The sequence below is a fragment of the Francisella uliginis genome (genome assembly GCF_001895265.1).
Taxonomy (GTDB): Bacteria; Pseudomonadota; Gammaproteobacteria; order Francisellales; family Francisellaceae; genus Francisella; species Francisella uliginis.
This window is the reverse complement of sequence record NZ_CP016796.1, coordinates 2,036,930-2,061,085: the sequence shown is the minus strand read 5'-3', so window position 1 is coordinate 2,061,085 and position 24,156 is coordinate 2,036,930. Positions and strand designations below refer to the sequence as shown.

The following is a 24,156-nucleotide window of genomic DNA, read 5'->3' as shown; positions in this document are numbered from 1 at the left end:
AATTTGTATTATGAATTTAGGAAATTATTTATTAAGTTTGATAATTTGGCTACCAATTGTTGGTGGCTTTGTTGTCTTAGCAACAAAAACTAAAGAGTTAAATGGTGATGCTGCTCGTTGGGTTGCGTTAGTATTTAGCTGTTTAACTTTAGTGTTATGTGTGCCATTAGTAACATCATTTGACTATGGTAGCTCTGCTATGCAGTTCCAAGAGTCTGTTACATGGTTCAAAGTTTTTGGTATGCATGATGTTTATTATAGTCTTGGTGTTGATGGTTTTTCAGTATTGTTTATAGTGTTGACATGTTTTGCAACACTAGTAATTGTATTAGCTGCATGGACATCAATCACTACTAAAGTAAGACAATACATGGCGATATTTTTGATCACATGTGGTCTAACAAATGGTGTTTTCTGTGCTACAGATTCTATACTATTCTATATTTTCTGGGAGGCGTTGCTTATTCCAACGTGTCTAGGTATAGGTATTTGGGGTGGTAAGAACAAAGCATATGCTGCAGTTAAATACTTTATGTATACATTCTTCGGTTCGGTGTTTTTATTAGCTGCAATACTATATATACAGACAAAAGTAGCGGCATCACCTTCTGATATATTAGTAAGTGCAGATACTTACTCTATTCAAAACTTTATTGCTTGGGCGACACATTCTCAGGCGTTAGCAAGTGGGGTTAACTTTACTCTTACTGCACAGTGGCTTGTTTTTGGAGCATTTTTCTTAGCATTTGCAGTTAAGATCCCAATGTGGCCATTCCATTCTTGGTTACCAGATGCTCACTCAGAAGCCCCAGCTGGTGGTTCTGTTATACTTGCAGCATTGATGCTTAAGCTAGGTGCTTATGGTTTCTTAAGATTTGCTATACCAATGTTGCCAGAAGTTACAGCATCTCTAGAATATGCTCTAATTATATTATCGCTGATTGCGATAGTTTATGTTGGTATAGTAGCTGTAGCACAAACTGATGTAAAAAGACTAATCGCATACTCATCAATCTCACATATGGGTCTTGTTACTCTTGGTCTGTTTTCGATCTTTATTCTAAAAGATGCAGATACGGCTCTAGGAACAACTCATGCACAGCTTGCTATTCAAGGTGCAGTGTTTCAGATGATAGCTCATGCATTTTCATCAGGAGGTATGTTTATAGGTATTGGTTACTTATATTTGAGAATGCATACAAGACAAATCTCTGACTTTTCTGGTGTAGCTAAAACTATGCCAATATTTGCAACGTTTTTCTTACTCTTCTGTATGGCTAATGTTGGTCTACCTGGTACAAGTGGCTTTGTTGGCGAGTTTATGATTTTACTAGCAGTATTCCAATATTCTCCTTTAATAGCCTTAATTGCAGGTTTAACTCTAATAATAGCTCCTATATATACATTATGGATGTATAAGAGAGTTTTCTTTGGAGAGGTTGTATCTACGCAGGTGGCTAATCTTACAGATTTGAATAAGATGGAGTTGTTTGTATTTATATTGTTAGCGGTGCCGACTTTATTGTTTGGTTTCTATCCAGAGCCGATATTGCATCTTTCAGCTGCTGCATCGGCAAATATTGTTGGTTTATCTCTATAAGGTGGTGTTTTGATTATGAGTTTATCAATACTTTACATATTACCGGAAATATTATTAGCTGTTGGTATTATTGCTATAATGTTTTCAGGATTATTCCTGCATGGAAAAATAAGAAATATAAATTATATATTTTTCCAAGTATTTGCAGTGTTAGCTCTTATAGCAACATTTGCTAAAAGCTACTTGCTTCAGTCAAGTGGATCTGTGTTTGAAGGACAGGTTGTATTTAGTGGTTTTGCCTATACTTTACAAATTACGATACTAGTTCTATCTCTTTTTGTAGCATTGTACTCAAGAGACTATGTCAGAGATAGAAAGATATCTGATGGTGATTTTTATACTCTCTTGATGTTGTGTATATTAGGAGCTATGGTTTTAACAGCAGCACATAGTTTAATAACTATATATGTTGGTTTAGAACTTTTATCATTACCTTTATATGCCTTGATAGCAATTTATAGAAACTCAGGTGAAGGTCTAGAAGCTGCTATTAAGTATTTTGTGCTAGGTGCGATTGCTTCAGCTCTTTTATTATTCGGTATGTCATTTGTTTATGGAATGACTGGCCAGCTAGATATCTCAGGAATAGCTCATGCTTTAGAACATAATAACTTTACAGGCTTAGAGCAGAAGTTCTTGCTTGTATGTTTGGTAATGATGATTGCAACATTCTTATTCAAGCTTGGAGCATTTCCATTTCATATGTGGTTACCAGATGTTTATCAAGGTGCGCCAAATGCAGTAGCTAATATTGTTGCAACTATTCCTAAAGTGGCTGCTTTTGCAATGCTTGTAAATATTCTTTTCGTAGGTTTCCCTTCATTAAAAGACTCTTGGGTGTACCTGTTTAAGGTGATTGGTATCTTATCAATATTCTTTGGTAGCTTAGTTGCATTATCTCAAACTAATATAAAAAGACTACTAGGATATTCTACAGTCTCACAAATAGGTTTTGTACTTTTAGCTACAACGTTAAATCCTCAAGGATATGCTTTAACAGCAGCAAGCTTCTATGTGGTGGTTTATGTATTTACCGCATTAGCAGCTTTCGGTGTTCTTACAACTATTAGTGTTGGTGGTTATGAAGTCCAAACATTAAGAGATTTAAAAGGGTTTAATACGAAGAACTCTTGGTTGTCATTTATTTTACTTATAGTTCTATTCTCAATGGCAGGTATTCCTCCATTTGGTGGATTTATAGCTAAGCTATTTGTTGTAATGGGTTTAATAAATGATGGTAATTATGTCTTAGCATGTTTTGTGTTAATGATGGCGGTAATAGCATCATTCTATTATGTCAGAGTTATTAGAACTATGTATTTTGATGAGCCTGAAGATGATCGTAAAGTTGAGGCTTCTCTATCAACACTTGTTGCATTAAGTGTAAATGGTTTAGTTTTATTATTCTTAGGTATTATGCCTATGCTTCTTTTAGGTGTCCTTTCTCAAGTCACAAACGTCATATAAAATCTAATCATTATTGCCTATTTATTTCATAGCTCTTATACTTCTAATTATAAATAATTAATTTTTGTTATTATGAAGGAAATTTTAGGTCCAATTAATGATGTTATCAAAAACTCTAAAGAGAACATAGTTAATAAAAGTCTTAAAAGACTTGATGTTGTTAGTAGAGAAGAATTTGAGACACAAAAAAAGATATTGTTAAAAACAAGACAAAAACTTGAGCAGATAGAAGCAAAGTTAGATAAGCTTCTTGATGAGAAAGGCTAATATGTCATTAGCAATTTTAAAGAGTAGAGCTCAGCTTGGGATTGAAGCTCTGTCTGTTTCTATAGAAGTTCATTTATCGAATGGATTGCCTGGGTTATTAATTGTTGGCTTGCCTGAGGCAGCTGTTAAAGAAAGTAAAGATCGTGTCCGTAGTGCAATTATAAATTCAGGATTTAATTTTCCAAATAAAAGAATAACTATAAATTTAGCTCCGGCTGATTTACCTAAAAGTAGTGGGCGTTTTGATTTGCCAATAGCTTTAGGGATTTTATATGCTTCTGGACAAATTAATCCATCAAAGAATATTGAAGAATACGAATTTGCAGGAGAGCTATCTCTAAGTGGTGAGCTTAGAAAAATATCTAGCGCTATTTCAATGGCAATAAAATGTGTACATGATGAAAAGAAACTAATTATCCCAGCTCACAATGAAAAAGAAATTGCACTTGTTGAAGATGTAAAAGCTTATGCTTTAGATGATCTTAAGCAGGTCGTTGATTTCTTGTCTGGGGATATGGATAAACAAAAAATCGAGTTTGAGACAGATATCAATTTTGATGAGTTATACGAAGATCTGGAGGATGTTAAAGGGCAGTATCAAGCTAAGCGAGCTTTAGAGATAGCTGCTGCAGGTGGCCATAATATTCTTTTGGTGGGTCCTCCAGGTACCGGTAAAACAATGTTGGCAAGTAGGCTAAATTCTATTTTGCCACCACTAGATAAAAAAGAAGCTCTTTCATCTGCGATGATCGCATCAATTAAAGGAGAGTCTGGTATCGCAGAGAGCTTTTATAAAAGACCGTTTAGACATCCTCATCACACTTCATCAGGAGTATCTCTAGTAGGTGGTGGAAGTAATCCAATGCCAGGTGAAATTTCTTTGGCGCACAATGGTGTTTTGTTTCTAGATGAACTACCAGAATTTGATCGTAAAGTTTTAGAGGTTTTACGTGAGCCATTAGAAACAGGTATAGTAAATATCTCTCGAGCAAGATGTCAGGTTGAATATCCTGCAAACTTCCAGTTAATCGCAGCAATGAATCCATGTCCTTGTGGTTATCTAGGATCACAGTTTAAAGAGTGTACAGATTCTATGCAGGCGATTCGTCGTTATCAGAGTAAGCTTTCTGGGCCTCTTTTAGATAGGATTGATTTGCATGTTGAGGTTCTAGAGCTTTCTAAAGGTGATTTGACAAACCAAGACTTACGCGGTGAAAAGAGTTATGATGTAAGGCAGAGAGTTGAAAAGGCTCGGCAGATCCAAATTGCAAGGCAAGATAAAATCAATGCGATGTTAAGTAGTAAAGAGCTAGATCAAGTTTGTAGTTTAAGTAAGGAAAATAAAGAGATGTTATCGCAAGCAATAGAAAAGCTCGGTTTATCAGCAAGAGGATATTATAAAATATTAAAAGTAGCTAGAACCATAGCTGATATTAATGGCAGTAAAGATGTTGATAAAGCAGCTATACAAGAGGCGATAAGCTATAGGAAAATGGATAAGTTTATTAAATAGCTTTAATTATAAAGTAATTAAAGTACTCTAAAGCAAAATCACCCTATGTTTAGGCTGCTTTATTTTCTATAATAATCATCAGAAATATAATTAAGAGTTAGTTAGCGTCTTTGAGACTAAGAGGTATTATTTTATGAGAAAACTTTTTTTGGATGCATTTAATCAAGAGAAATTAGAGAAGCCTCCAGTATGGATTATGCGTCAAGCAGGTAGATATTTACCAGAATACAGAGCTGTTAGGTCAAAATTTGAGAACTTTATGGATATGTGCCGTAACGCAGAGGCTTGCTGTGAGGTAGCTCTGCACCCGTTGGATCGCTATGATCTTGATGCAGCTATTGTTTTTTCAGATATTCTGACAATTCCAGAAGCAATGGGAATGGATCTTAAATTTATTAAAGGTGTGGGGCCTGTATTTTCAGATCCTATAGAGTCAGAGAAAGATTTAGAAAAGTTAAGGTCTGTAGAAGATAGCGCTGCAGATCTAGAATATGTTTATAATGCTGTTAAAACAACAAAATCAGCAATAAACGTGCCTTTAATAGGTTTTACAGGTAGTCCGTGGACTTTAGCTGCATATATGATTGAAGGTTCAGGATCAAAACAATTTAATAAGTTGCGAAAAATGATGTACGCAAATCCTCAGTTAATGCATGCTTTATTGCAGAGGTTGGCAGATATCACAGTTATATACTTACTCGAGCAGCTTAAATCTGGAGCTAGTTCTTTAATGATTTTCGATACATGGGGAGGTATCTTACCTTTAGAGCAGTATAAAGAATTTTCTTTAAAGTATATGGAATATATTGCTAGTAATGTTAAGAAAAAAGTAGATGTCCCTATAGTATTTTTTACAAAAGGTGGAGCAAACTTTTATGACGAGCTAAAAGGTAAATCTTGTGATGGTGTCGGAGTCGATTGGAGTGTTACTATAAAACAGGCTCGCCACAGAATTGGTGTTGGCAAAGTTCTTCAAGGCAATTTTGATCCGGCTTTCCTTTATGGGACTTCAGATAGTATTAGACAAACGGTAAAAAAACATATGGAGTTTATTCAATCAGATAAGCTAAATAATTATATTGTGAATCTAGGTCACGGAATTTATCCGGATATAGATCCTGATAATGTCAAAGTAATGATAGATGCTATTAGAGAGTTTAGTATTTAGAAGAGAACTATTTGTAATAAGATCTATTAAAAGTCTTGACATAGTGAAAAACACTGTTATTATATAAGGTTATAGACGCGGGGTGGAGCAGCTTGGTAGCTCGTCGGGCTCATAACCCGAAGGTCGTTGGTTCAAATCCAGCCCCCGCTACCAATCAGGAATTTTTTTATAAAGGCCCTTCAAGGGCCTTTTTGCTATCTGAGGATATGCAAAATCTAAGGGGTGAAAATGTTACTAGATGATTTATATGATATAGTAGAACCCATCACAGCTGACTTAGGCTATATTTTGTGGGGAATTGAAGTTGTAGGAAGTGGTAAGGTTACTATACGTATCTTTATTGATCATGAGGATGGTGTTTCTGTTGATGATTGTCAAACTGTCAGTAGAGAAGTTAGTGCAATCTTTGATGTTGAAGATCCTGTGTCTGGGAAATATGTCTTAGAGGTATCTTCTCCAGGGATGAATCGCCAAATTTTTAATATAACTCAAGCACAAGCATTGATAGGTTTCAATGTAAAAGCTGTTACTTTAGCACCTGTTGAGTCACAAACAAAGTTCAAGGGTTTGCTAAAAGAAGTTAATGGTAATAATGTTATTCTAGAGCTAGAGAATAACAAAGAGGTGAGCTTTGATTTTGATGAGCTTAAAAGACTAAGAGTATCACCGGATTTTAGTTAGATAGAAGGAATTAGATATGAGCAAAGAATTATTGTTAGTATTAGAAACTGTAGCTAATGAAAAAGATATTTCAAAAGATCTTTTGTTTGAGGCTATGGAAGAGGCTTTGGCTATTGTAACTAAAAAAGAGCTTGATGAGCAAATGAATATCGAAGTTACTATTGATAGAGTGACAGGTGATTTTACAGCTGATAGAGTTTGGCATATTGTTTCTGAAAATGAAGACTTAATAGACTACTCAAAAGAGTTATATGAAGATGTTGCTCAAGAAAAAGGCTATGATGTTAAAGCTGGCGATGTAATTCGTGAGCCTGTAGAAGTCGATGGATATGGTCGTATAGCTGCAACTATGGCTAAGCAGATCTTAATGAAAAAAATCAAAAACTTCGAGAAAGAAAAGACAGCAAAAATTTATCAAGAGAAGATTGGCGATATTGTTTATGGTGAAGTTAAAAGAGCTACATATGAAATATTGATTATTGATCTTGGTAACAATGCTGAAGGTATCTTACCTAAGAAAGATCTTATAGCTAGAGAAAGATTCCGTGTGGGCGACAAGATTAGGGCGTGTGTAGAAACTGTTGAGCAGGATGAATTTGGTAAGCCTAATACTGTGATGCTAAGCAGAGCAAGCGATACAATGTTAAAAGCATTATTTAAGTTAGAAGTTCCTGAAGTTGAAGAGGAGCTTATAAATGTAGTAAATGTTGTTCGTGAGCCAGGATTTAGATCTAAAGTTACAGTTAAAAGTAATGATCAAAGAATTGATCCTTGTGGTGCGTGTGTGGGAGTGAGAGGTTCAAGGATTCATTCAATCATGAGTGAACTAAATGGTGAAAAAGTTGATGTTATACTTTGGGATGAAGATACTGTGCAATATGCAATTAATTCTTTATCTCCGGTAGATTCTGAGGATATCTTGGAAGTTAATGTTGATGAAGAGTCAAGCGCTATGGATATCGTTGTTAAACAAGAAAGCCTATCTAAAGCTATTGGTAAAAATGGTGTTAATGTAAGGTTAGCTAGTGCTCTTATTGGTTGGAGAATAAATGTCTTATCAGATACTGAGCAAGAAGAAAAACAAATGTCTATAGTAGAAAAATTTGTTGAAGTTTTAGATATAGATCATGATTTTGCTTTAGTGTTGATAGAAGAAGGTATTGAAACTCTAGAAGATTTAGCTTATTTAGATAGAGATGAGCTTCTAGAAATCGAAGGCTTTGATGAAGATGTTGTTGATGAACTTCAAGAAAGAGCTAAGGCTGCTGTTTTATCAAAAGCTTTAGGAGATGGAGAGCCTGCAGAAGACCTGCTTAATATGCAGGGTATGAGTCAAGAATTAGCAAATCAATTAGCTCAGAACAATATAGTTACTATGGAAAATTTAGCAGAATTATCAGTTGATGAGTTGCTTGATATTGTAGCTATGGATGAGAAACAAGCAACAGATTTAATTATGCAAGCAAGAGCTCCTTGGTTTGAGTAAGAAAGTACGCGTATAATATAGAGTACAAGGGAGAGGGAAATGGCAGATATTACAGTTGGGCAGTTAGCACAACAAACTAACAAAGATGTAGATACATTACTAAAACAACTTAATTCTTTTGGTATATCTAAATCTAATGAAAAAGATACACTTACATCTGATGAGATGAAAACACTTTTAGCAAAAATTAACAGTGTAAAAAGCTCATCAGCTAGAAAAAAAGTAACAACTATGAAGCTTGATGGTAAGCATAAAATAAATGTTTCGGTTAAACGTAAGAGACGTGTTGCTAAAAAGGTCGAAGATGTTAAGCCAGTTGTTTCAGATAATAACGTACAAGTTTCAGAGCAGCCTGTTAAAGATACTCAGTCAGTTGTGAGTGAGGTCAAAAAAGAACAGGCATCAGTTCCTGTAGAGGAGAAAGTTGAAAAAGAAATTGAAGCTGTTGCACAAGAGACTAAAAAGGCAGCTGTAAAAAGCAGTGGTTTTAAGATAACTTCAATGCCTGAAGTCGCTCCAAAACCAAGTAATCAAGATGAAGATGCTTCTAAAACAGAGACTGCTAGTAAACAACCAAAGAAAAAGCCTGCAAAGAAAGCTTTTTCTGACTCAAATACTAGTAACACTAAGTACAAGAGAGAAGAAGAAGAAAAGCGCTCAAAAGCTAAGAAAGCTAGTGGCAAAGGCTTTAAAAAGGCTAATCCTAGACAGCTATCTCAACTTACTGGTGATTTAGATTCATTTGATGAGTTTGGCTCTAGAAAAGGTAAGCTTAAATCTTCAAAGGTTAAGAGACAAGAATTTACAAAGCCTGTTGAAAATACAGTGAAAACTGTCGAAATATATGAAGGAATCACTGTTAGTGATTTGGCACAGAAAATGGCTGTTAAAGGTGCTGAAGTTGTTAAAATTCTGTTTAATATGGGTGTGATGGCGACTATTAACCAGTCATTAGATCAAGATACAGCGATCTTAATAGTTGAAGAAATGGGTAATAAATATACTCTACATAATGAAAACGCTTTAGAAGAAGCTGTTACAACAGTTGATAGAAGTGGTCATGAGCAAATTTCAAGGGCACCAGTAGTTACTATTATGGGTCATGTTGACCATGGTAAGACATCTTTACTTGATTATATTCGTAATGCTAGAGTAGTTGATGGTGAAGCAGGTGGTATAACACAGCATATTGGTGCATATTCTGTAAAAACTAAGAAAGGATCTTTGACATTCTTAGATACTCCAGGGCATGAAGCATTTACGTCTATGCGTGCTAGAGGTGCTAAAAGTACAGATATCGTAATTCTAGTAGTAGCTGCAGATGATGGTGTAATGCCACAAACTGAAGAAGCTATTCAGCATGCTAAAGCTGCGGGAGTGCCGATAGTAGTAGCTGTAAATAAGATAGATAAGCCTGAGGCTGATCCAGACAAAGTAATTGGAGAGTTAGCACAGAGAAACGTTATTCCAGAATCTTGGGGTGGTGATGTAATGTTTGCTAATGTTTCTGCAAAAACAGGCGAAGGTGTACCTGATCTTCTAGATGCTGTATTGTTACAGTCTGAGGTTCTTGAATTAGAAGCTTTCGCTGATGGTAATGCAGAGGGTGTTATAGTTGAGTCTCGTTTAGAAAAAGGCCGTGGCCCAGTTGCAACAGTGCTTATCCAAAATGGTAGACTTAATCAAGGCGACATTATTCTTTGTGGTAAAGAGTATGGTCGTGTAAGAGCTATGTATAATGATCTTGGTGGTCAAATCAATGTAGCTGGCCCCTCTACGCCAGTTGAGATACTTGGTCTTTCAGGTGTTCCAGCAGCTGGTGATGAGATGATTGTTGTTGAAAGTGATAAGAAAGCAAAAGAAGTTGCAACTCAAAGAGCTCAAAAGCAAAAAGAAGCTAAAATTGCTCAAGAGCAAGCTCTTAAACTATCTAACATGTTCAATAACATGGGTAAAGAAGGTGAGCAACAAATTCTTAAGATTATTCTTAAGGGTGACGTTCAGGGTTCTGTAGAAGCTATTAGAGAGTCATTAAATAAACTTTCAACTGAAGAAGTTAAAGTTGATATTATCGCTAGTGGTATCGGTGCAATTACATCGTCAGATGTTACTTTAGCAGTTGCATCAACTGCTGTGATCGTTGGTTTTAATGTTCGTGCTGATGGCGCTGCTAAGAAGCTAGCTGAGAGTGATGGTGTTGAGCTTCGTTACTATAATATTATCTATGATTTAATAGATGATGTTAAAAAAGCGATGACAGGCTTATTATCTCCAGAGATGAAAGAGCAAATTATTGGTATTGCTGAGGTTAGAGAGGTTTATAGATCATCTAAGTTTGGCTCAATTGCTGGATGTATGGTTACTGAAGGAACAGTTAAGAGAACTAATCCTATACGTGTACTAAGAGATAATGTTGTTATTTATGAAGGAAGCCTTGAGTCACTGAAAAGATTCAAAGATGATGCTACAGAAGTCAAAAAAGGTATGGAATGTGGTATCGGTGTGAAAAATTATAATGATGTTCGCGCAGGTGATCAGATAGAAGTATTTGAGGTTATCGAAGTAGCTAAGGAGTTATAGTATTATGGCTGCAGAAGGTAGAGTGCAAAGAGTAGCAAGTGAATTACAGAAAGTAATATCTTTATTGTTACGAACTAAAATAAAAGACCCTAAACTTGCTATGGCAACTATTACAGAAATAGATCTATCTAGAGATTTATCTTATGCAAAAGTTTACTATACATGTCTTGTAGCAGAAGATGGAGAGTATATCGCAAAAGCCTTTGAAAAATCGAAAGGTTTCTTCAGATCATCAATCGCCAAATCTTTAAATCTAAGAATAGTTCCAAATCTTAAGTTTATCTATGATAGTTCATTAGATTACGGTATGGAAATGGAAGATAAGATACAAAAAGCCTTAGATGCAGATTCTAAGATAATCAAGCAAGATGATGAGTCTCTTGAGGAAAATTATAAAGACAGCAACAAAGAAGATAAAGCTGAAAAATTGAGGTAGATTTTCTATGAGCAAGCTTACTGCCATTAGAGGGTTTAATGATATATTGCCTGAGCAAAGCCATAAATGGCAATTTTTAGAATCTAAAATAAAATCCATTCTTAATAGTTATAATTATGATGAAGTTAGACTGCCAATATTAGAAAAGAGTGAACTTTTTCATAGAAGTGTTGGAGAGACATCTGATATAGTTTCAAAAGAGACGTATGATTTCCTTGATAGAAATAAAGATAGTCTGACTTTGCGTCCAGAAGGAACAGCTGGGTGCGTAAGAATGGTCATAGAAAATAGTTTGGCTAATAGAGGACAAACACAAAAACTTTGGTATTGTGGTCCTATGTTTCGCTATGAGCGTCCACAAAAAGGGCGTTATCGTCAGTTTTATCAGCTTGGCGTAGAGGCTTACGGTTTTGAGTCTATTGCGATTGATTTAGAGATTCTTTCTGTGGCGTGGAATTTGTTTAGGAAGTTAGATATTTCAGAATATGTTACATTAGAAATAAATAGCTTAGGATCTAATGCGAATAGACAAGAATATGTTGAAGCACTTTTAAAGTATTTAGAACCTCACCATAATGAGCTAGATGAAGATTCTATTAAAAGATTAGATAAAAATCCTTTAAGAATATTAGATTCGAAAATACCACGGACCCAAGAGATTCTTAAAAATGCTCCAAAGTTGGTCGATTTTATCGACGATGACTTAAAGCAGAGGTTTCAGCAAACTTGTGAATACCTTGATGCCATAGGTGTTAGATATATAGTTAACTATAATCTAGTAAGAGGATTAGATTATTATAGTGGACTAGTTTTTGAATGGACTACTGATAAACTAGGTACTCAAAGTGCTATTTGTGCTGGCGGAAGATATGATAGCTTAATAGAAAATCTTGGTGGGCAAAAAGCAGGCTCTATAGGTTTTGCTATTGGGATGGAACGTCTATTGTTGCTTTTAGAAGAACTTGGTAAGTTACCAACCCCAAAAGATACTTGTGATGTTTTCTTTGTGTTAGATAAAGAACAGTTATACAAATCTTTTGCAATAGTTGAAGGTGTTAGAGCAGCTCTTCCAAATTTAAGAGTTGGTATGGATCTTAAGAGTGGTGGCTTTAAATCACAGTTTAAAAAGGCTGATAAGTCAGGAGCAAAAATTGCTGTAATAATTGGCCATGATGAGCTACAAAATGGAGTTGCTAGTATTAAATATCTTCAACAAGATCATCCTCAAGAACAAGTTTCATTGAGTGGATTGGTAAACTTTTTAGAAAGATAGGCATATGAAATTACATAATATAAAAGGTTATGCTTGGATTGTCGTCATTCTAAGTTCATTTTTGTTGATAGACAAATATATAATGAATGTTTCTCCTAGTTTGATCGCAAATGATTTAATGAGTAGCTTTTCAATAAATGCTACTGAAATGAGTGCGATGGTCTCTTTATTCTTATGGTCTGTAGTATTTTGTCAGTTTTTTATAGCTGGACCAATTGTTGATAGATTGGGCTTTAGGAAGGTCAGTTTCTTTTCTTTAATTTTGTCTGCTGTTGGTTTGTTGCTATTTGTTTTATCAGCAGATATTCATAGTTTTGTTTTAGGATGTGCTTCAAGATTAATGATAGGTATTGGTGCATCTTTTGCGACAGTAGGGTATATAAAGGCCGCAGCTGTGTGGTTTAGTCCGCGTAAATTTGCATTTGTGTGTAGTTTTCTTATGACTGCTGCAATGACTGGGGCACTATTGGGTCAAGTACCCTTGGCATATCTTATAGAGTTGACTGGGTCATGGCATACAGCGTTAGTAAGTTACGCTTGTTTTAGTGTTGTTATGGCACTGCTTTATTTGGCTTTAGTTAGAGACTATAACCCTCATGCATCACATGTTAATGAGAAAACTTCTGATACAGGGACTCTTGCAGGAATAAAGAAAGTTCTCTTAAATAAAAATAACTGGTACCTTACTCTATATACTGGTCTGACATTTACAACGATAGATGTTTTTGGCGGGATATGGGGTAACAATTATTTTAGAGAGTTGTATGGAATAACTTCAAAAGATGCATCTTTTATTGTATCTATGATGTTTTTAGGTCTTGCAATAGGTTCTCCAGTTATAGGAAAGCTTTCCGAAAAATTTGATAATAGAATTGGGATAATGGTTGTATTTCATATTATTGCGACTATTTCATTAGCAACTGTTTTGCAGTTTAAGCTTACTCCGGCTTTTTCTGGAGCTTTGCTGTTTATATTTGGCTTCTGTTTGGGTGTTTATATGCTTGCATTTGCTATAGGAAATAGAATTAATCCAATAGTTGTCGCAGCAACAGTAGCTGCTTTAATAAATACAGGGGAGCCATTGCTAGGAGCCTTATTTGATCCTCTTATTGGGCATATGTTAGATATGACATGGACAGGTCAATATATTGACATACATAATAATATTACTAACGTAGTATCAGAGGGAGCTCATAGATACTTTGGGGTTCAAGCTTATCATAATGCCTTTTTGATATTGGTTTTAAGTATGATTGTGTCATTTTTCTTATTGATCCTGGTTAAAGATAGGGAAGTTAAGTAAATGATGAATCTTAAAGAAATATATTTTGAAAAAGTTAAAAAGCTTAATTTAAAAGCAGATTCTTTGCAAATTGAGGCTGTAGATAATTTACAGAATATAGTTGACCAACTTCTTTCAAAAAAAGCCCCAAAAATTAGACTCTTTACTAAAGCTATTTACCCACCTATTAATGGTCTATACATGTGGGGAGGTGTTGGTAGAGGTAAAACATTTATTATGGACATTTTCTATAATAACTTACCTATAGAGAAGAAAAGGCGCCAACATTTTTCACATTTTATGAAAAATATTCATGCTCAATTAAGAAAATATCAAGGCAAGAAAAATCCAATATCAAAAGTAGCTTATGATATGGCTAAAGAAATGCAAATAATATGCTTTGATGAGTTTTTTGTTGAAGATATTGCTGATGCGATGATATTAGGTAGTGTTTTCACAGAATTATTTAAATTAGGGGTGGTTTTGGTTGCAACCTCTAATATAGAACCTGAAAATTTATACCGTAATGGCTTACAGCGAGAGTTATTCTTACCTGCTATTGATATTTTGCTTGAGCATGTTAATGTTCTAAATTTAGATTCTGGTATAGACTATCGATTTCGACTTCCAACAGATTATATGAACTATTTATACCCATATAATGAGCAAAATAGGAAGAATTTTTTTGACAGGTTTTTTATAAGAAACAAACATTTTGATAAAGATTCTAAGATAGAAGTCTTAGGCAGAACTATCCCAGTGTTACTTTTAAGTCATAGTGATGTTTGCTTTGATTTTAAGGTTATTTGTGGTAATGGTAGAAGTTCACAAGACTATATAGATATTTGTGAGAGGTTTGAGCAAGTATTTATATATAACTTAGTTGGGTTTGATGAATATAATGAGGATATGGCAAGACGCTTTATTGCCATTATAGATGAGCTTTATGATCAAAATAAAAAAGTTGTGATTTTGGCTAACTATGACTTTAAAGATATGTATAAAGGCGAGAGATTAAAATTTGAATTTCAGCGAACGATAAGTCGACTTAATGATATGCAAAATTCAAAATTTGGAGCCTCAGATGAGTAAGGTTCAATTTCTTGAGGTTTCTGAAGATGTTGATAGTCAGCGCATAGATAATTTCTTAATTGGACAGTTTTCAAAACTGCCTAGGTCTTTAATATATCGCTGGATTCGCAAGGGTGAATTGAGAGTAAATAAAAAGAGAGTAAAGCAAACTTATCGAGTCACTGCTGGTGATATTGTGCGTGTGCCTCCATTTAGCCTTGAAGATGATCAAAAGCAAATAAAAGTCTCACAATCACATCTTGATTTTCTTGAGCAGAGAATACTGTATGAAAATGATGATTATATCATTATAGATAAACCATCGGGAATGGCTGTGCATGGAGGTTCTGGAGTCAACTCAGGACTAGTAGAGCGATTAAGACAGTTACGCCCGAAAACTAGGCGTTTAGATCTGGTACATAGATTAGATAAGGAAACTTCTGGCTGTGTTGTCTTGGCCAAAAAACATAGCTCATTGGTATATTTTTTTGACTTATTCAAACAGCGAAAAGTTAATAAGATTTACTATGCTGTAGTTCATGGAAAATGGGATAAAAATATTAAAGATATAGATTTACCCTTAAAAAGAACTGAAACTAAGGATGGTCAAAGGCTAGTTAAAGTTGATAAGAAAGAGGGTAAAAGAGCTCTTACTAGAATTATATCTGTCAAAGATTTAGGTGATTATAGTTTGCTTGAGATTAAGTTAGAAACGGGTAGAACTCACCAGATTAGAGTACATACAAAAACAATGGGTAACCCTATTGTAGCAGATAAGAAATATGGCAACGCAGATAAAGATCAAAAACTAGCTACAAAAGGCATTGATAAATTGTTACTTCATGCTGGCAAGTTAGAGTTTTTTGATGAAAAGCAACAGCAGAAAATATCGGTAGAAGCTAAGTTAGATGATAGATTTAACAAGTTTCTATAGTATTTTAGTCTTTAGTGTCTTTAATCATAAGTAGTATTATCAGTGATGCAATCATACTAACAACAAGTGTTGTGAAAGCAAAGTGGTAAGAGCTTAGGTCAAAATATTTAATGTCAGCTGAGCTTGTATGTTGAGATACTATTTCGCCAGCCTTGTTGATATATTTTCCAGTCCAAGACCAGTCTAAGAAATACCCTATTAATGGATCAAATACTGCTCCTAAAATGGGTTCTCCAGTATTAATAAAAGCAGCAACAGTGGCAGTGATTACAACTGGATTAATACGATTACCTATGGCAAATGAAAGCATGTAGATCCCCAGGCATAAACCAAAAATAAATAATAATATTGCTGATATTGTGGCACTAGTCTTTGCTAGTAATACAAAGCTAAGAGCAATTGTTCCTATTATATGGAAAAATATCATCACACCTTTTCTAGTATTAAAAAGTTCTGATAATTTACCAATGATTGGAGACCCTATGGCCATACCAATAAAGATCATTGAGATTATACTAGCGGCTTCTTCTCTAGAAACATGATAAGCTTCACGAAAGTAAGCATTACCCCAAAAGCCTGCAAAAGCATCAACAGCTGTAAAGCTTAATCCAACATAAAATGTTAAAAGCCAATTATTTTTATTTTTAACCACTTCTTTTAGGGCATCTATAGTTCTTAGTTGATTGCTAGGTGAACTGGCTTCAGGTTGTTTGGGGTTGAAATCGCGAACAACAATATAATATACAACACCCATTAGTAAGCTAGCTACAGAAAATAACAACATCGCCATTTTCCAGTCGCCACAGAGGCTAATTAAGTATGCTAGAGGAGCTTGAGCACAGAGTGCGCCAATCATCGCCGCAGTAGCTAAAAAGCTCGCAGCAAAAGCAAATTTACGTGGTTCAAACCAGACTGAAACCGCTTTTAAATAGGAGATTGTTGCAAAAGAAACTCCTAGGCCTGTTATTATTCTAGCAATATAAGCCATGCTAAGGCTACCTAAATTAGCTGCTACAACAAACAAAATAACCCCTATTGCCGAAATAGTTATTGAGATGGGGCTAATAAGCCTAAAGCCAAATTTGTCAATAATTGGCCCAGCTAGAAAAAGTTGACAAATAATAATTGACCAGAAAAAAGCGGACCCTAAAGCACCTGTCTCTGTAGCGTTTGTGCCAAAGCTTGACATCATATCATCTGTAATAAGGCTAGGAAAAACTTGCATGACATATTTATCAAACAATAAGAAAGAACTTAGCACAATTATTATCCAAGCATACCCGCGTATGTTGTGTATTTTTTGCTCCATAAATCTATTAATGTATTATCAAGATATAAATATAAACTTTAATTTTAAGCTTGAAAGCATACTAATTCAAGATAAAGCTTTTTCTTTTCTAATATAATGATTTTTGTTATGATAAAACATATTTTATTAATTGATGTGTATATTATGTTATCAAACATAAAAATTGATGCTAAAAAATTTGTATTAATCCAAATGGTATTGCTGTTAATTGGCTATATTGTCACACTTTCATTTTTTAATTATATATATGCGAAATCTTTTCTTATGGGGGCTGTGACTATGTTCATAGCTAATTTTGTATTTTTTGGTAGGCTTTTTATCAATAAACAGTTTTCTCCAGGTGTTGAGATTGTTATATTTTACTTAAGTGAATTGCTTAAATTAAGTATTGTTGCTGTGATAACTATCATGTTAGCAATTTATGTGAAACCGAAATTATTTTCTTACATTTCTGGATTAGTTTTGTTACAATTAGTAGTATGTTTTGTGCCTATCTTGTTCAAAAAGACTAGATAGGTTTATTTTTGTGGTTTAAAATAAAGTAATATTAAATTTTATATTGGTGGAAAGTTTAATGGCAAATACAGAGACGGGCTCTCAAGTAGCTACTGAATATGTTCAGCATCATTTGCATCATTGGCAAATAAGCTTAGGAAAAGGTGCATTTTGGCAGCTTAATGTTGATTCGCTTTTAGTCAGCGCAATCTTGGGAGTTGTTTTTATTCTTGCAATGTTTTTGGTAGCAAGAAGAGTTCATTCAGGTGTTCCAGGTAAGTTCCAAAATATGGTTGAAGCTATATGGGAGTGGATGGATGGTCTAGTGGCTGAAAACTACCATCACAAGCGAGACTTTGTAACCCCATTAGCTCTTACAATCTTTGTTTGGGTGGTTTTGATGAATCTTATGGATCTTTTACCTGTTGATCTTTTTGGCTGGATTCTAAGCTTTTTCGCTGGTGGTCATGAACCTTACTTTAGAGTTGTTCCTACGGCAGATCCAAATGTGACATTTGCTATGTCTATAGCTGTATTTTTCTTAGTTATTTTCTATAACCTTAAAGCTAAAGGCTTTGGGTTAGCGAAAGAGATTTTAAGTGCTCCTTTTGGTATTTGGTTATTTCCTTTAAATATATTCTTTAGATTAGTGGATGAGGTTGTTAAGCCAGTTTCTTTATCACTACGTTTGTTTGGTAATATCTTTGCTGGCGAACTAATCTTTATTTTGATAGCATTGTTACCGTGGTGGTTCCAATGGACACTAGGTGGAATATGGGCTATATTCCATATATTGATAGTTTTAATACAAGCTTTTGTATTTATGATGCTAACTGTGGTGTATTTAAATATGGCTCAGGAAGCTCATTAATTTTTAATTAACTTAAAAAATAAATCTTTAAAAAAAACAGGAGAAATAAAAAATGGATATGTCTTTACAAGTATTAGGAAATTTAAACGGTTTGACGGCAATCGCAGTAGCTCTATTGATTTCTTTACCAGCATTAGGAACAGCTATTGGTTTTGGTGTTCTTGGTGGTAAGTATCTTGAAGGTGTTGCGCGTCAGCCTGAGCTTGGTGGGATGTTACTTGGTCGTATGTTTATTGTTGCTGCTTTCGTGGATGCGTTTGCTGCAATTTCAATAGCTATTGGCTTCTTAGTTCTTTATGCAAACCCTCTAGCAATCCCTGGTTTAGCAGAGGCAGCTCAAAAAGTAGTTGGTGCATAAGTAAAATATAAAATCATAAATTTCATTATCTAAAGGATAAGTAGATGGATATTAACATAACCCTAATAGGCCAAATGATAACATTTGCAATCTTTGTTGGTTTTACAATGAAGTTTGTATGGCCCCCACTACGTAAAGCTTTAGACGAGCGTAGAGAGAAGATAGCTGAAGGATTAGCTTCTGCTGATAGGGCATCTAGAGAATTAGAAGTTGCTAAGAGAAAATCAGCTGAAGTTCTACGTGAAGCTAAAGCAAAAGCTACTGAAATAGTGGAAAATGCTTACGTTAGAGCTCATAAGGTTGATGAGCAAGCAAAAGAAGAAGCTATTGCAGCTGCTGATAAAATTAAAAGTATGGCTATGGCTGAGATTGAACAAGAAAAAATTAAAGCTAGAGAAGAGCTTAAACAAGAACTTGTTAGTCTAGCTATGGCTGGAGCTAGTAAAATCATATCAGCAGAAGTTGATCAGAAGGCTAGTCATAAAATTTTAAAAGACTTTGTAGAGAAGGTATAATTTTAATAAGGTAGACACATGGTAAATCTAAGTGTGATTGCTAAACCATATGCAAAAGCTGCATTTGAGTTTGCAGATGAAAATAATCTACTACAAGAATGGTCTAAGTCGCTCAAATTATTTGCTGAGTTAGTTAAGGATAGTTCTGTCAAAGAGATTATATCCAGTCCTGTTTTTTCGCAAATAGAAATTATAAATGAGTTAAAAAATCAACTAGATGAAGGCTTTTTTAATTTTCTTAATTTAATCGCTGAGAATAAAAAATTATTAGTTTTGCCAGAAGTAGCAGAGCAGTTTGAAGCTATTAAAAATATCCAAAGCAATACTAAAACAGCAAATGTTACTTTAGCATATGCTGCTGATGAGGATTTGTTGGCTAGCTTAAAAGAAAGTCTAGAAAAAAGATTTGGCTGTACTATAGATGTTAAAGTGGATGTTGATCCTGCAATAGTTGGTGGAGCGATAGTTAAGGTTGGCGATACAGTTATTGATAGTTCTGTATCTGGTCGTTTAGAAAGTTTAAAAAGTATTTTGTTGTCATAAATTATAGGAAGTGAGCTTATGCAATTAAGTCCATCAGAAATAAGTGGTTTAATAAAACAAAGAATTGAAAAGTTTGATAATGCTATCGAACTTAAGTCAGAAGGAACAATCGTCAGTGTGGCTGATGGTATTGTTACTATATATGGTTTGAATGATGTAACTGCTGGTGAGATGATTAAATTACCAGGAGATGTTTACGGTCTTGCTCTTAACTTAAATACTGACTCTGTTGGAGCAGTTGTATTGGGTGAGTATGATCATATTAAAGAAGGTGATAAAGCATACTGTACAGGTAGAATTCTAGAAGTTCCTGTTGGAGAAGCTTTACTTGGAAGAGTTGTAGATGCTTTAGGTAATCCTATTGATGGTAAAGGTGAAATAGATACTGATCACTCATCTCCAATTGAGAAAATTGCACCAGGTGTAATTTGGAGAAAATCAGTAGATCAGGCTTTACAAACTGGTATTAAATCAATCGACTCAATGGTTCCAATTGGAAGAGGTCAAAGAGAGCTTATCATTGGTGATAGACAGATTGGTAAAACTGCAATTGCAATAGATACTATTATTAACCAGAAAGGAAGTGGTGTTAAGTGTATTTATGTTGCTATTGGTCAGAAAGCTTCATCAATTGCTAACATAGTTAGACAGTTAGAAGAGCATGGAGCTATGGAGCATACTATCATCGTTGCTGCGACTGCTTCAGATTCTGCTGCATTACAATATATTGCGCCATATGCTGGTTGTTCTATGGGTGAGTATTTTAGAGATCGTGGTGAAGATGCTCTTATTATCTATGATGACTTAACTAAGCAAGCTTGGGCATATAGACAGATTTCATTACTATTAAGAAGACCGCCAGGACGTGAAGCATATCCTGGTGATGTTTTCTATCTTCACTCAAGACTTTTAGAAAGAGCTGCTAGAGTAAATGAAGAATATGTTGAAAAGTTTACTGAAGGTAAAGTTAAAGGAAAAACTGGTTCTTTAACTGCATTACCAATTATTGAGACTCAAGCTGGTGATATATCAGCGTTTGTACCTACAAACGTAATTTCTATTACAGATGGCCAGATATTCTTAGAAACAGACCTATTTAACTCTGGTTTAAGACCGGCGATAAACCCAGGTAACTCTGTATCTCGTGTAGGTGGTGCAGCACAGACTAAAATCATCAAGAAACTAGGTGGTGGTATACGTTTGGCTCTAGCTCAGTTTAGAGAGTTAGAAGCATTTTCACAGTTTGCTTCTGATTTGGATGAAGCTACAAGAGCTCAGTTAAGCAGAGGTCAAAGAGTAACTGAACTTCTAAAACAGAAGCAGTTTTCAACACTATCTATCGCTTTAATGGCATTATCATTATATGCTGTTGATAATGGTTATTTAGATAGTTTAGAAGTTTCAGAGGTTATACCTTTTGAAGCAGCTTTACATGCTTTAGCTGAAGATAAGTATGCAGATGTAATCGCAGATATTAACCAAACTGGTAAATATGATGCAGAAACTGCAGATAAATTAAAAACTATTGTAGAAGATTGCAAAGCAAATCAAGCTTGGTAGGGGTATAGACTATGTCTAATGCTAGAGAAATAAAATCCAAAGTAGCCAGTGTTAAAAATACCCAAAAAATCACAGGTGCTATGGAACTAGTAGCTGCAAGTAAGATGAGAGGTGCTATTGTTAAGATGAATAACGTGCGCCCTTATGTTGAAAGTGCAAATACGATTATAAAAAATGTCACTGCTGCTAGTATTGATTATCCTAACCCTTATCTATTTGATAGAGAAGCAAAAAGAGTAGGTTATATCATTGCATCAACAGATAGAGGTCTATGTGGCGGCTTAAATATTAATCTTTTCAAACATGTTTTAAAAGATATTAAAAAACATCTTGATAATAGAGTAGAAGTTGATGTTTGTGTTGTTGGCTCAAAAGCTGAGACTTTCTTTACAAAATTAAAAGATGTAAATATTGTAGCAACAGCACATTATAATGATAAAGATCTTGATGGTAGTGTAAGAGCTATAGGTGGCGCTGTTAAGGTAATGCTAGATAAGTTTACAAATGGTGAGATTGATAGACTTTATATGAGTAGTAACGAGTTTGTAAGTACTATTAAGCAGAAGCCAAGATTACAGACATTGCTACCAATTCAAGATATCTTCTCAGAAGAAGAGATGAAAGCTAACAAAGAACAAGCATCTAAAGGCCACTGGGATTATATCTATGAAAGAGATATAGAAGAAGTTCTAAATGCTCTTTGTATTAGGTATATTGAAGCTCAGGTTCGAGGAGCTATATTAGAGAATGCGGCATGTGAGCAAGCTGCTCGTATGATGGCAATGAAAAATGCAACTGACAATGCTAGTGATATTATTGATCAGTTGAAACTAGATTATAATAAAGTAAGACAAGCTATGATTACACAAGAGCTTGCAGAAATTTGTTCAGGTGCGGCAGCAGTTTAGGAGAGGTAAATGAGTACAGGTAAAATTATTCAGGTAATTGGTGCTGTTATCGATGTGGAATTTTCTCGAGATAACACTCCAAAAGTATATGATGCTTTAAATGTAGAAGAGACTGGTCTAGTACTAGAAGTACAACAACAGATTGGTGATGGTGTAGTTCGTACTATTGCTATGGGATCAAGTGATGGTCTTAGACGTGGTATGGAAGTTAAAAATACTAATGCTCCTATTTCTGTTCCAGTTGGACAAGGTACTTTAGGACGTATTATGAATGTTTTAGGTGAGCCTATAGATGAGGCAGGGCCTATTGAATATACTGAGACAAGATCTATACATCAAGCCCCTCCAGCATATGATGAGCTAGCACTGAGCACAGAAATCTTAGAAACAGGTATCAAAGTAGTTGACCTTATTTGTCCATTCGCTAAGGGTGGTAAAGTAGGTTTGTTCGGAGGTGCAGGTGTTGGTAAGACTGTAACAATGATGGAGCTTATCAATAACATTGCTAAAGAACATAGTGGTTATTCAGTATTTGCAGGTGTTGGTGAAAGAACACGTGAAGGTAATGACTTTTATTATGAGATGAAAGATTCTAATGTATTAGATAAAGTATCTCTAGTGTATGGCCAGATGAATGAGCCACCTGGAAATAGATTAAGAGTAGCTCTAAGTGGTCTGACGATCGCTGAAGGTTTCCGTGATGAGAAACGTGATGTATTAATGTTTATTGATAACATTTATCGTTATACTTTAGCAGGTACAGAGGTTTCAGCTCTTTTAGGTCGTATGCCTTCTGCAGTAGGTTATCAACCAACTCTAGCAGCTGAAATGGGCGCGTTACAGGAGAGAATTACGTCTACTAAGACTGGTTCAATTACTTCGGTTCAGGCAGTATATGTTCCAGCGGATGACTTAACAGATCCATCTCCTGCGACAACATTCTCTCACTTAGATGCGACAATTGTATTATCGCGTCAAATCGCTGAACTAGGTATCTATCCTGCAGTTGACCCTCTAGATTCCACATCTAGACAGCTAGATCCATTAGTTGTTGGTCAAGAGCATTATGAAACAGCTCGTGCAGTGCAAAAAGTACTACAAAGATACAAAGAATTAAAAGATATTATTGCGATTCTAGGTATGGATGAATTATCTGATGAAGATAAGAAGACTGTAGATAGAGCGCGTAAGATCCAGAGATTCTTATCGCAACCATTCCATGTTGCTGAAGTCTTTACTGGAAATCCAGGTAAGTTTGTATCATTAAAAGATACTGTTGCTAGCTTTAAAGCTATTGTTAATGGTGAATATGATCATTTACCAGAGCAAGCTTTCTATATGGTTGGTTCTATACAAGAAGCGATTGAGAAAGCAAAAACTCTATAAGTAGGGTAAAAATATGACAAAAAATTATCTAAAAGTTGATGTTGTAAGTCCTTTAGGATCAGTTTTTAAAGGTGAAGCTGATATAGTTAGCTTACGTGGAACTGCTGGTGAGATGGGTATCGCTTATGGTCATACTGAGCTACTATCAACTATGCCTGCTGGTGTTGTTAATATCAGAAAGGATGAGCATACAGATGTGTTATATGTGTCTGGTGGGATTCTAGAAGTTACTCCAACTCGTGTAACTATTATGGTTGATGATATGGAAAGGGCAGAGAATCTTAATCAAGCAGAAGCTGAAAAAGCGAAAGCTCGTGCACAAGAAGCTCTTAGTAATCCTGATGCATCTAAGCTTGATATAGAGGCAGCAAATAAGAGATTGAAAGAAGCCGATGCACGCCTTAAAGCTCTTAATTCTTCTAAAGGTTTATATTATTCTAAAGATAGTTAATC

General features: G+C 34.9%; 23 protein-coding genes and 1 tRNA gene. 23 read left to right on the top strand and 1 reads right to left on the bottom strand.

The genetic code is table 11. The annotated features are described in order from the left end of the window. Positions 1 to 10: 10 nt before the first annotated feature. From F7310_RS09570 to F7310_RS09505, 14 genes are all read left to right on the top strand, one after another. Entirely contained in the window at positions 11 to 1,600 is a 1,590-nt protein-coding gene (locus tag F7310_RS09570; protein WP_072713358.1) for a complex I subunit 4 family protein, read from the top strand. Positions 1,601 to 1,615: 15 nt separating this feature from the next. Then, complete coding sequence (locus tag F7310_RS09565; protein WP_072713357.1) at positions 1,616 to 3,067, top strand: NADH-quinone oxidoreductase subunit N; 1,452 nt, start codon at positions 1,616 to 1,618, stop codon at positions 3,065 to 3,067. 72 nt (positions 3,068 to 3,139) lie between these two features. Further along, positions 3,140 to 3,334, top strand: a complete 195-nt coding sequence (locus tag F7310_RS09560) for an accessory factor UbiK family protein (protein ID WP_072713356.1) — start codon at positions 3,140 to 3,142, stop codon at positions 3,332 to 3,334. A 1-nt stretch (position 3,335) separates the two neighbouring features. Continuing rightward, complete coding sequence (locus F7310_RS09555; protein WP_072713580.1) at positions 3,336 to 4,847, top strand: YifB family Mg chelatase-like AAA ATPase; 1,512 nt, start codon at positions 3,336 to 3,338, stop codon at positions 4,845 to 4,847. A 133-nt stretch (positions 4,848 to 4,980) separates the two neighbouring features. Beyond that, positions 4,981 to 6,015 (top strand): uroporphyrinogen decarboxylase, encoded by a 1,035-nt coding sequence (gene hemE, locus F7310_RS09550; RefSeq protein ID WP_072713355.1) that lies wholly within the window; start codon positions 4,981 to 4,983, stop codon positions 6,013 to 6,015. A 76-nt stretch (positions 6,016 to 6,091) separates the two neighbouring features. Beyond that, positions 6,092 to 6,168, top strand: a tRNA-Met gene (locus tag F7310_RS09545). Between the two features lie 75 nt (positions 6,169 to 6,243). Then, positions 6,244 to 6,696: a ribosome maturation factor RimP gene (gene rimP, locus F7310_RS09540; protein ID WP_072713354.1), complete on the top strand. Its 453-nt coding sequence runs from the start codon at positions 6,244 to 6,246 to the stop codon at positions 6,694 to 6,696. A 16-nt stretch (positions 6,697 to 6,712) separates the two neighbouring features. After that, complete coding sequence (nusA, locus tag F7310_RS09535) at positions 6,713 to 8,182, top strand: transcription termination factor NusA (RefSeq protein WP_072713353.1); 1,470 nt, start codon at positions 6,713 to 6,715, stop codon at positions 8,180 to 8,182. Between the two features lie 39 nt (positions 8,183 to 8,221). Next, a complete protein-coding gene (infB, locus tag F7310_RS09530; RefSeq protein WP_072713352.1) occupies positions 8,222 to 10,762 on the top strand; it encodes a translation initiation factor IF-2 in 2,541 nt (846 codons plus the stop codon). Between the two features lie 4 nt (positions 10,763 to 10,766). Next, positions 10,767 to 11,198, top strand: coding sequence for a 30S ribosome-binding factor RbfA (gene rbfA, locus F7310_RS09525; RefSeq protein ID WP_072713351.1), 432 nt, complete (start codon positions 10,767 to 10,769; stop codon positions 11,196 to 11,198). Positions 11,199 to 11,205: 7 nt separating this feature from the next. Next, positions 11,206 to 12,471: a histidine--tRNA ligase gene (gene hisS, locus F7310_RS09520; protein ID WP_072713350.1), complete on the top strand. Its 1,266-nt coding sequence runs from the start codon at positions 11,206 to 11,208 to the stop codon at positions 12,469 to 12,471. A gap of 4 nt (positions 12,472 to 12,475) precedes the next feature. Continuing rightward, a complete protein-coding gene (locus F7310_RS09515) occupies positions 12,476 to 13,774 on the top strand; it encodes an MFS transporter (protein ID WP_072713349.1) in 1,299 nt (432 codons plus the stop codon). A 3-nt stretch (positions 13,775 to 13,777) separates the two neighbouring features. After that, the gene (gene zapE / locus F7310_RS09510) at positions 13,778 to 14,845 is read left to right on the top strand and encodes a cell division protein ZapE (protein ID WP_072713579.1); all 1,068 of its coding nucleotides are present in this window, start codon (positions 13,778 to 13,780) and stop codon (positions 14,843 to 14,845) included. Then, positions 14,838 to 15,758 (top strand): RluA family pseudouridine synthase, encoded by a 921-nt coding sequence (locus F7310_RS09505; protein ID WP_072713348.1) that lies wholly within the window; start codon positions 14,838 to 14,840, stop codon positions 15,756 to 15,758. Before zapE ends, F7310_RS09505 begins: the two co-directional genes overlap by 8 nt. Positions 15,759 to 15,762: 4 nt before the next feature. On the opposite strand, the gene F7310_RS09500 is transcribed toward F7310_RS09505, so the two are convergent. Further along, positions 15,763 to 17,067 carry an MFS transporter gene (locus F7310_RS09500; protein ID WP_072713347.1) on the bottom strand — a complete coding sequence of 435 codons (1,305 nt, stop codon included), beginning with the start codon at positions 17,065 to 17,067 and terminating at the stop codon, positions 15,763 to 15,765. A 144-nt stretch (positions 17,068 to 17,211) separates the two neighbouring features. Here F7310_RS09500 and F7310_RS09495 point away from each other — a divergent pair, with 144 nt between their 5' ends. The 9 genes from F7310_RS09495 to F7310_RS09455 are packed head-to-tail and all read left to right on the top strand — an operon-like array spanning position 17,212 to position 24,154. After that, the gene (locus F7310_RS09495) at positions 17,212 to 17,583 is read left to right on the top strand and encodes an ATP synthase subunit I (protein ID WP_145951750.1); all 372 of its coding nucleotides are present in this window, start codon (positions 17,212 to 17,214) and stop codon (positions 17,581 to 17,583) included. 58 nt (positions 17,584 to 17,641) lie between these two features. Further along, complete coding sequence (gene atpB, locus F7310_RS09490) at positions 17,642 to 18,433, top strand: F0F1 ATP synthase subunit A (protein WP_072713345.1); 792 nt, start codon at positions 17,642 to 17,644, stop codon at positions 18,431 to 18,433. Between the two features lie 52 nt (positions 18,434 to 18,485). After that, entirely contained in the window at positions 18,486 to 18,791 is a 306-nt protein-coding gene (locus tag F7310_RS09485; RefSeq protein WP_013922329.1) for a F0F1 ATP synthase subunit B, read from the top strand. Positions 18,792 to 18,835: 44 nt separating this feature from the next. Continuing rightward, positions 18,836 to 19,306 carry a F0F1 ATP synthase subunit B gene (locus F7310_RS09480; RefSeq protein WP_072713344.1) on the top strand — a complete coding sequence of 157 codons (471 nt, stop codon included), beginning with the start codon at positions 18,836 to 18,838 and terminating at the stop codon, positions 19,304 to 19,306. Between the two features lie 18 nt (positions 19,307 to 19,324). Next, entirely contained in the window at positions 19,325 to 19,849 is a 525-nt protein-coding gene (locus F7310_RS09475) for a F0F1 ATP synthase subunit delta (protein WP_072713343.1), read from the top strand. 18 nt (positions 19,850 to 19,867) lie between these two features. Next, the gene (gene atpA, locus F7310_RS09470; protein ID WP_072713342.1) at positions 19,868 to 21,409 is read left to right on the top strand and encodes a F0F1 ATP synthase subunit alpha; all 1,542 of its coding nucleotides are present in this window, start codon (positions 19,868 to 19,870) and stop codon (positions 21,407 to 21,409) included. A gap of 11 nt (positions 21,410 to 21,420) precedes the next feature. After that, positions 21,421 to 22,317: a F0F1 ATP synthase subunit gamma gene (locus F7310_RS09465; protein ID WP_072713341.1), complete on the top strand. Its 897-nt coding sequence runs from the start codon at positions 21,421 to 21,423 to the stop codon at positions 22,315 to 22,317. Positions 22,318 to 22,326: 9 nt separating this feature from the next. Beyond that, positions 22,327 to 23,703: a F0F1 ATP synthase subunit beta gene (gene atpD / locus F7310_RS09460; RefSeq protein WP_072713340.1), complete on the top strand. Its 1,377-nt coding sequence runs from the start codon at positions 22,327 to 22,329 to the stop codon at positions 23,701 to 23,703. Positions 23,704 to 23,716: 13 nt separating this feature from the next. Next, positions 23,717 to 24,154, top strand: a complete 438-nt coding sequence (locus tag F7310_RS09455; protein ID WP_072713339.1) for a F0F1 ATP synthase subunit epsilon — start codon at positions 23,717 to 23,719, stop codon at positions 24,152 to 24,154. The last annotated feature ends 2 nt before the right edge of the window (positions 24,155 to 24,156 follow it).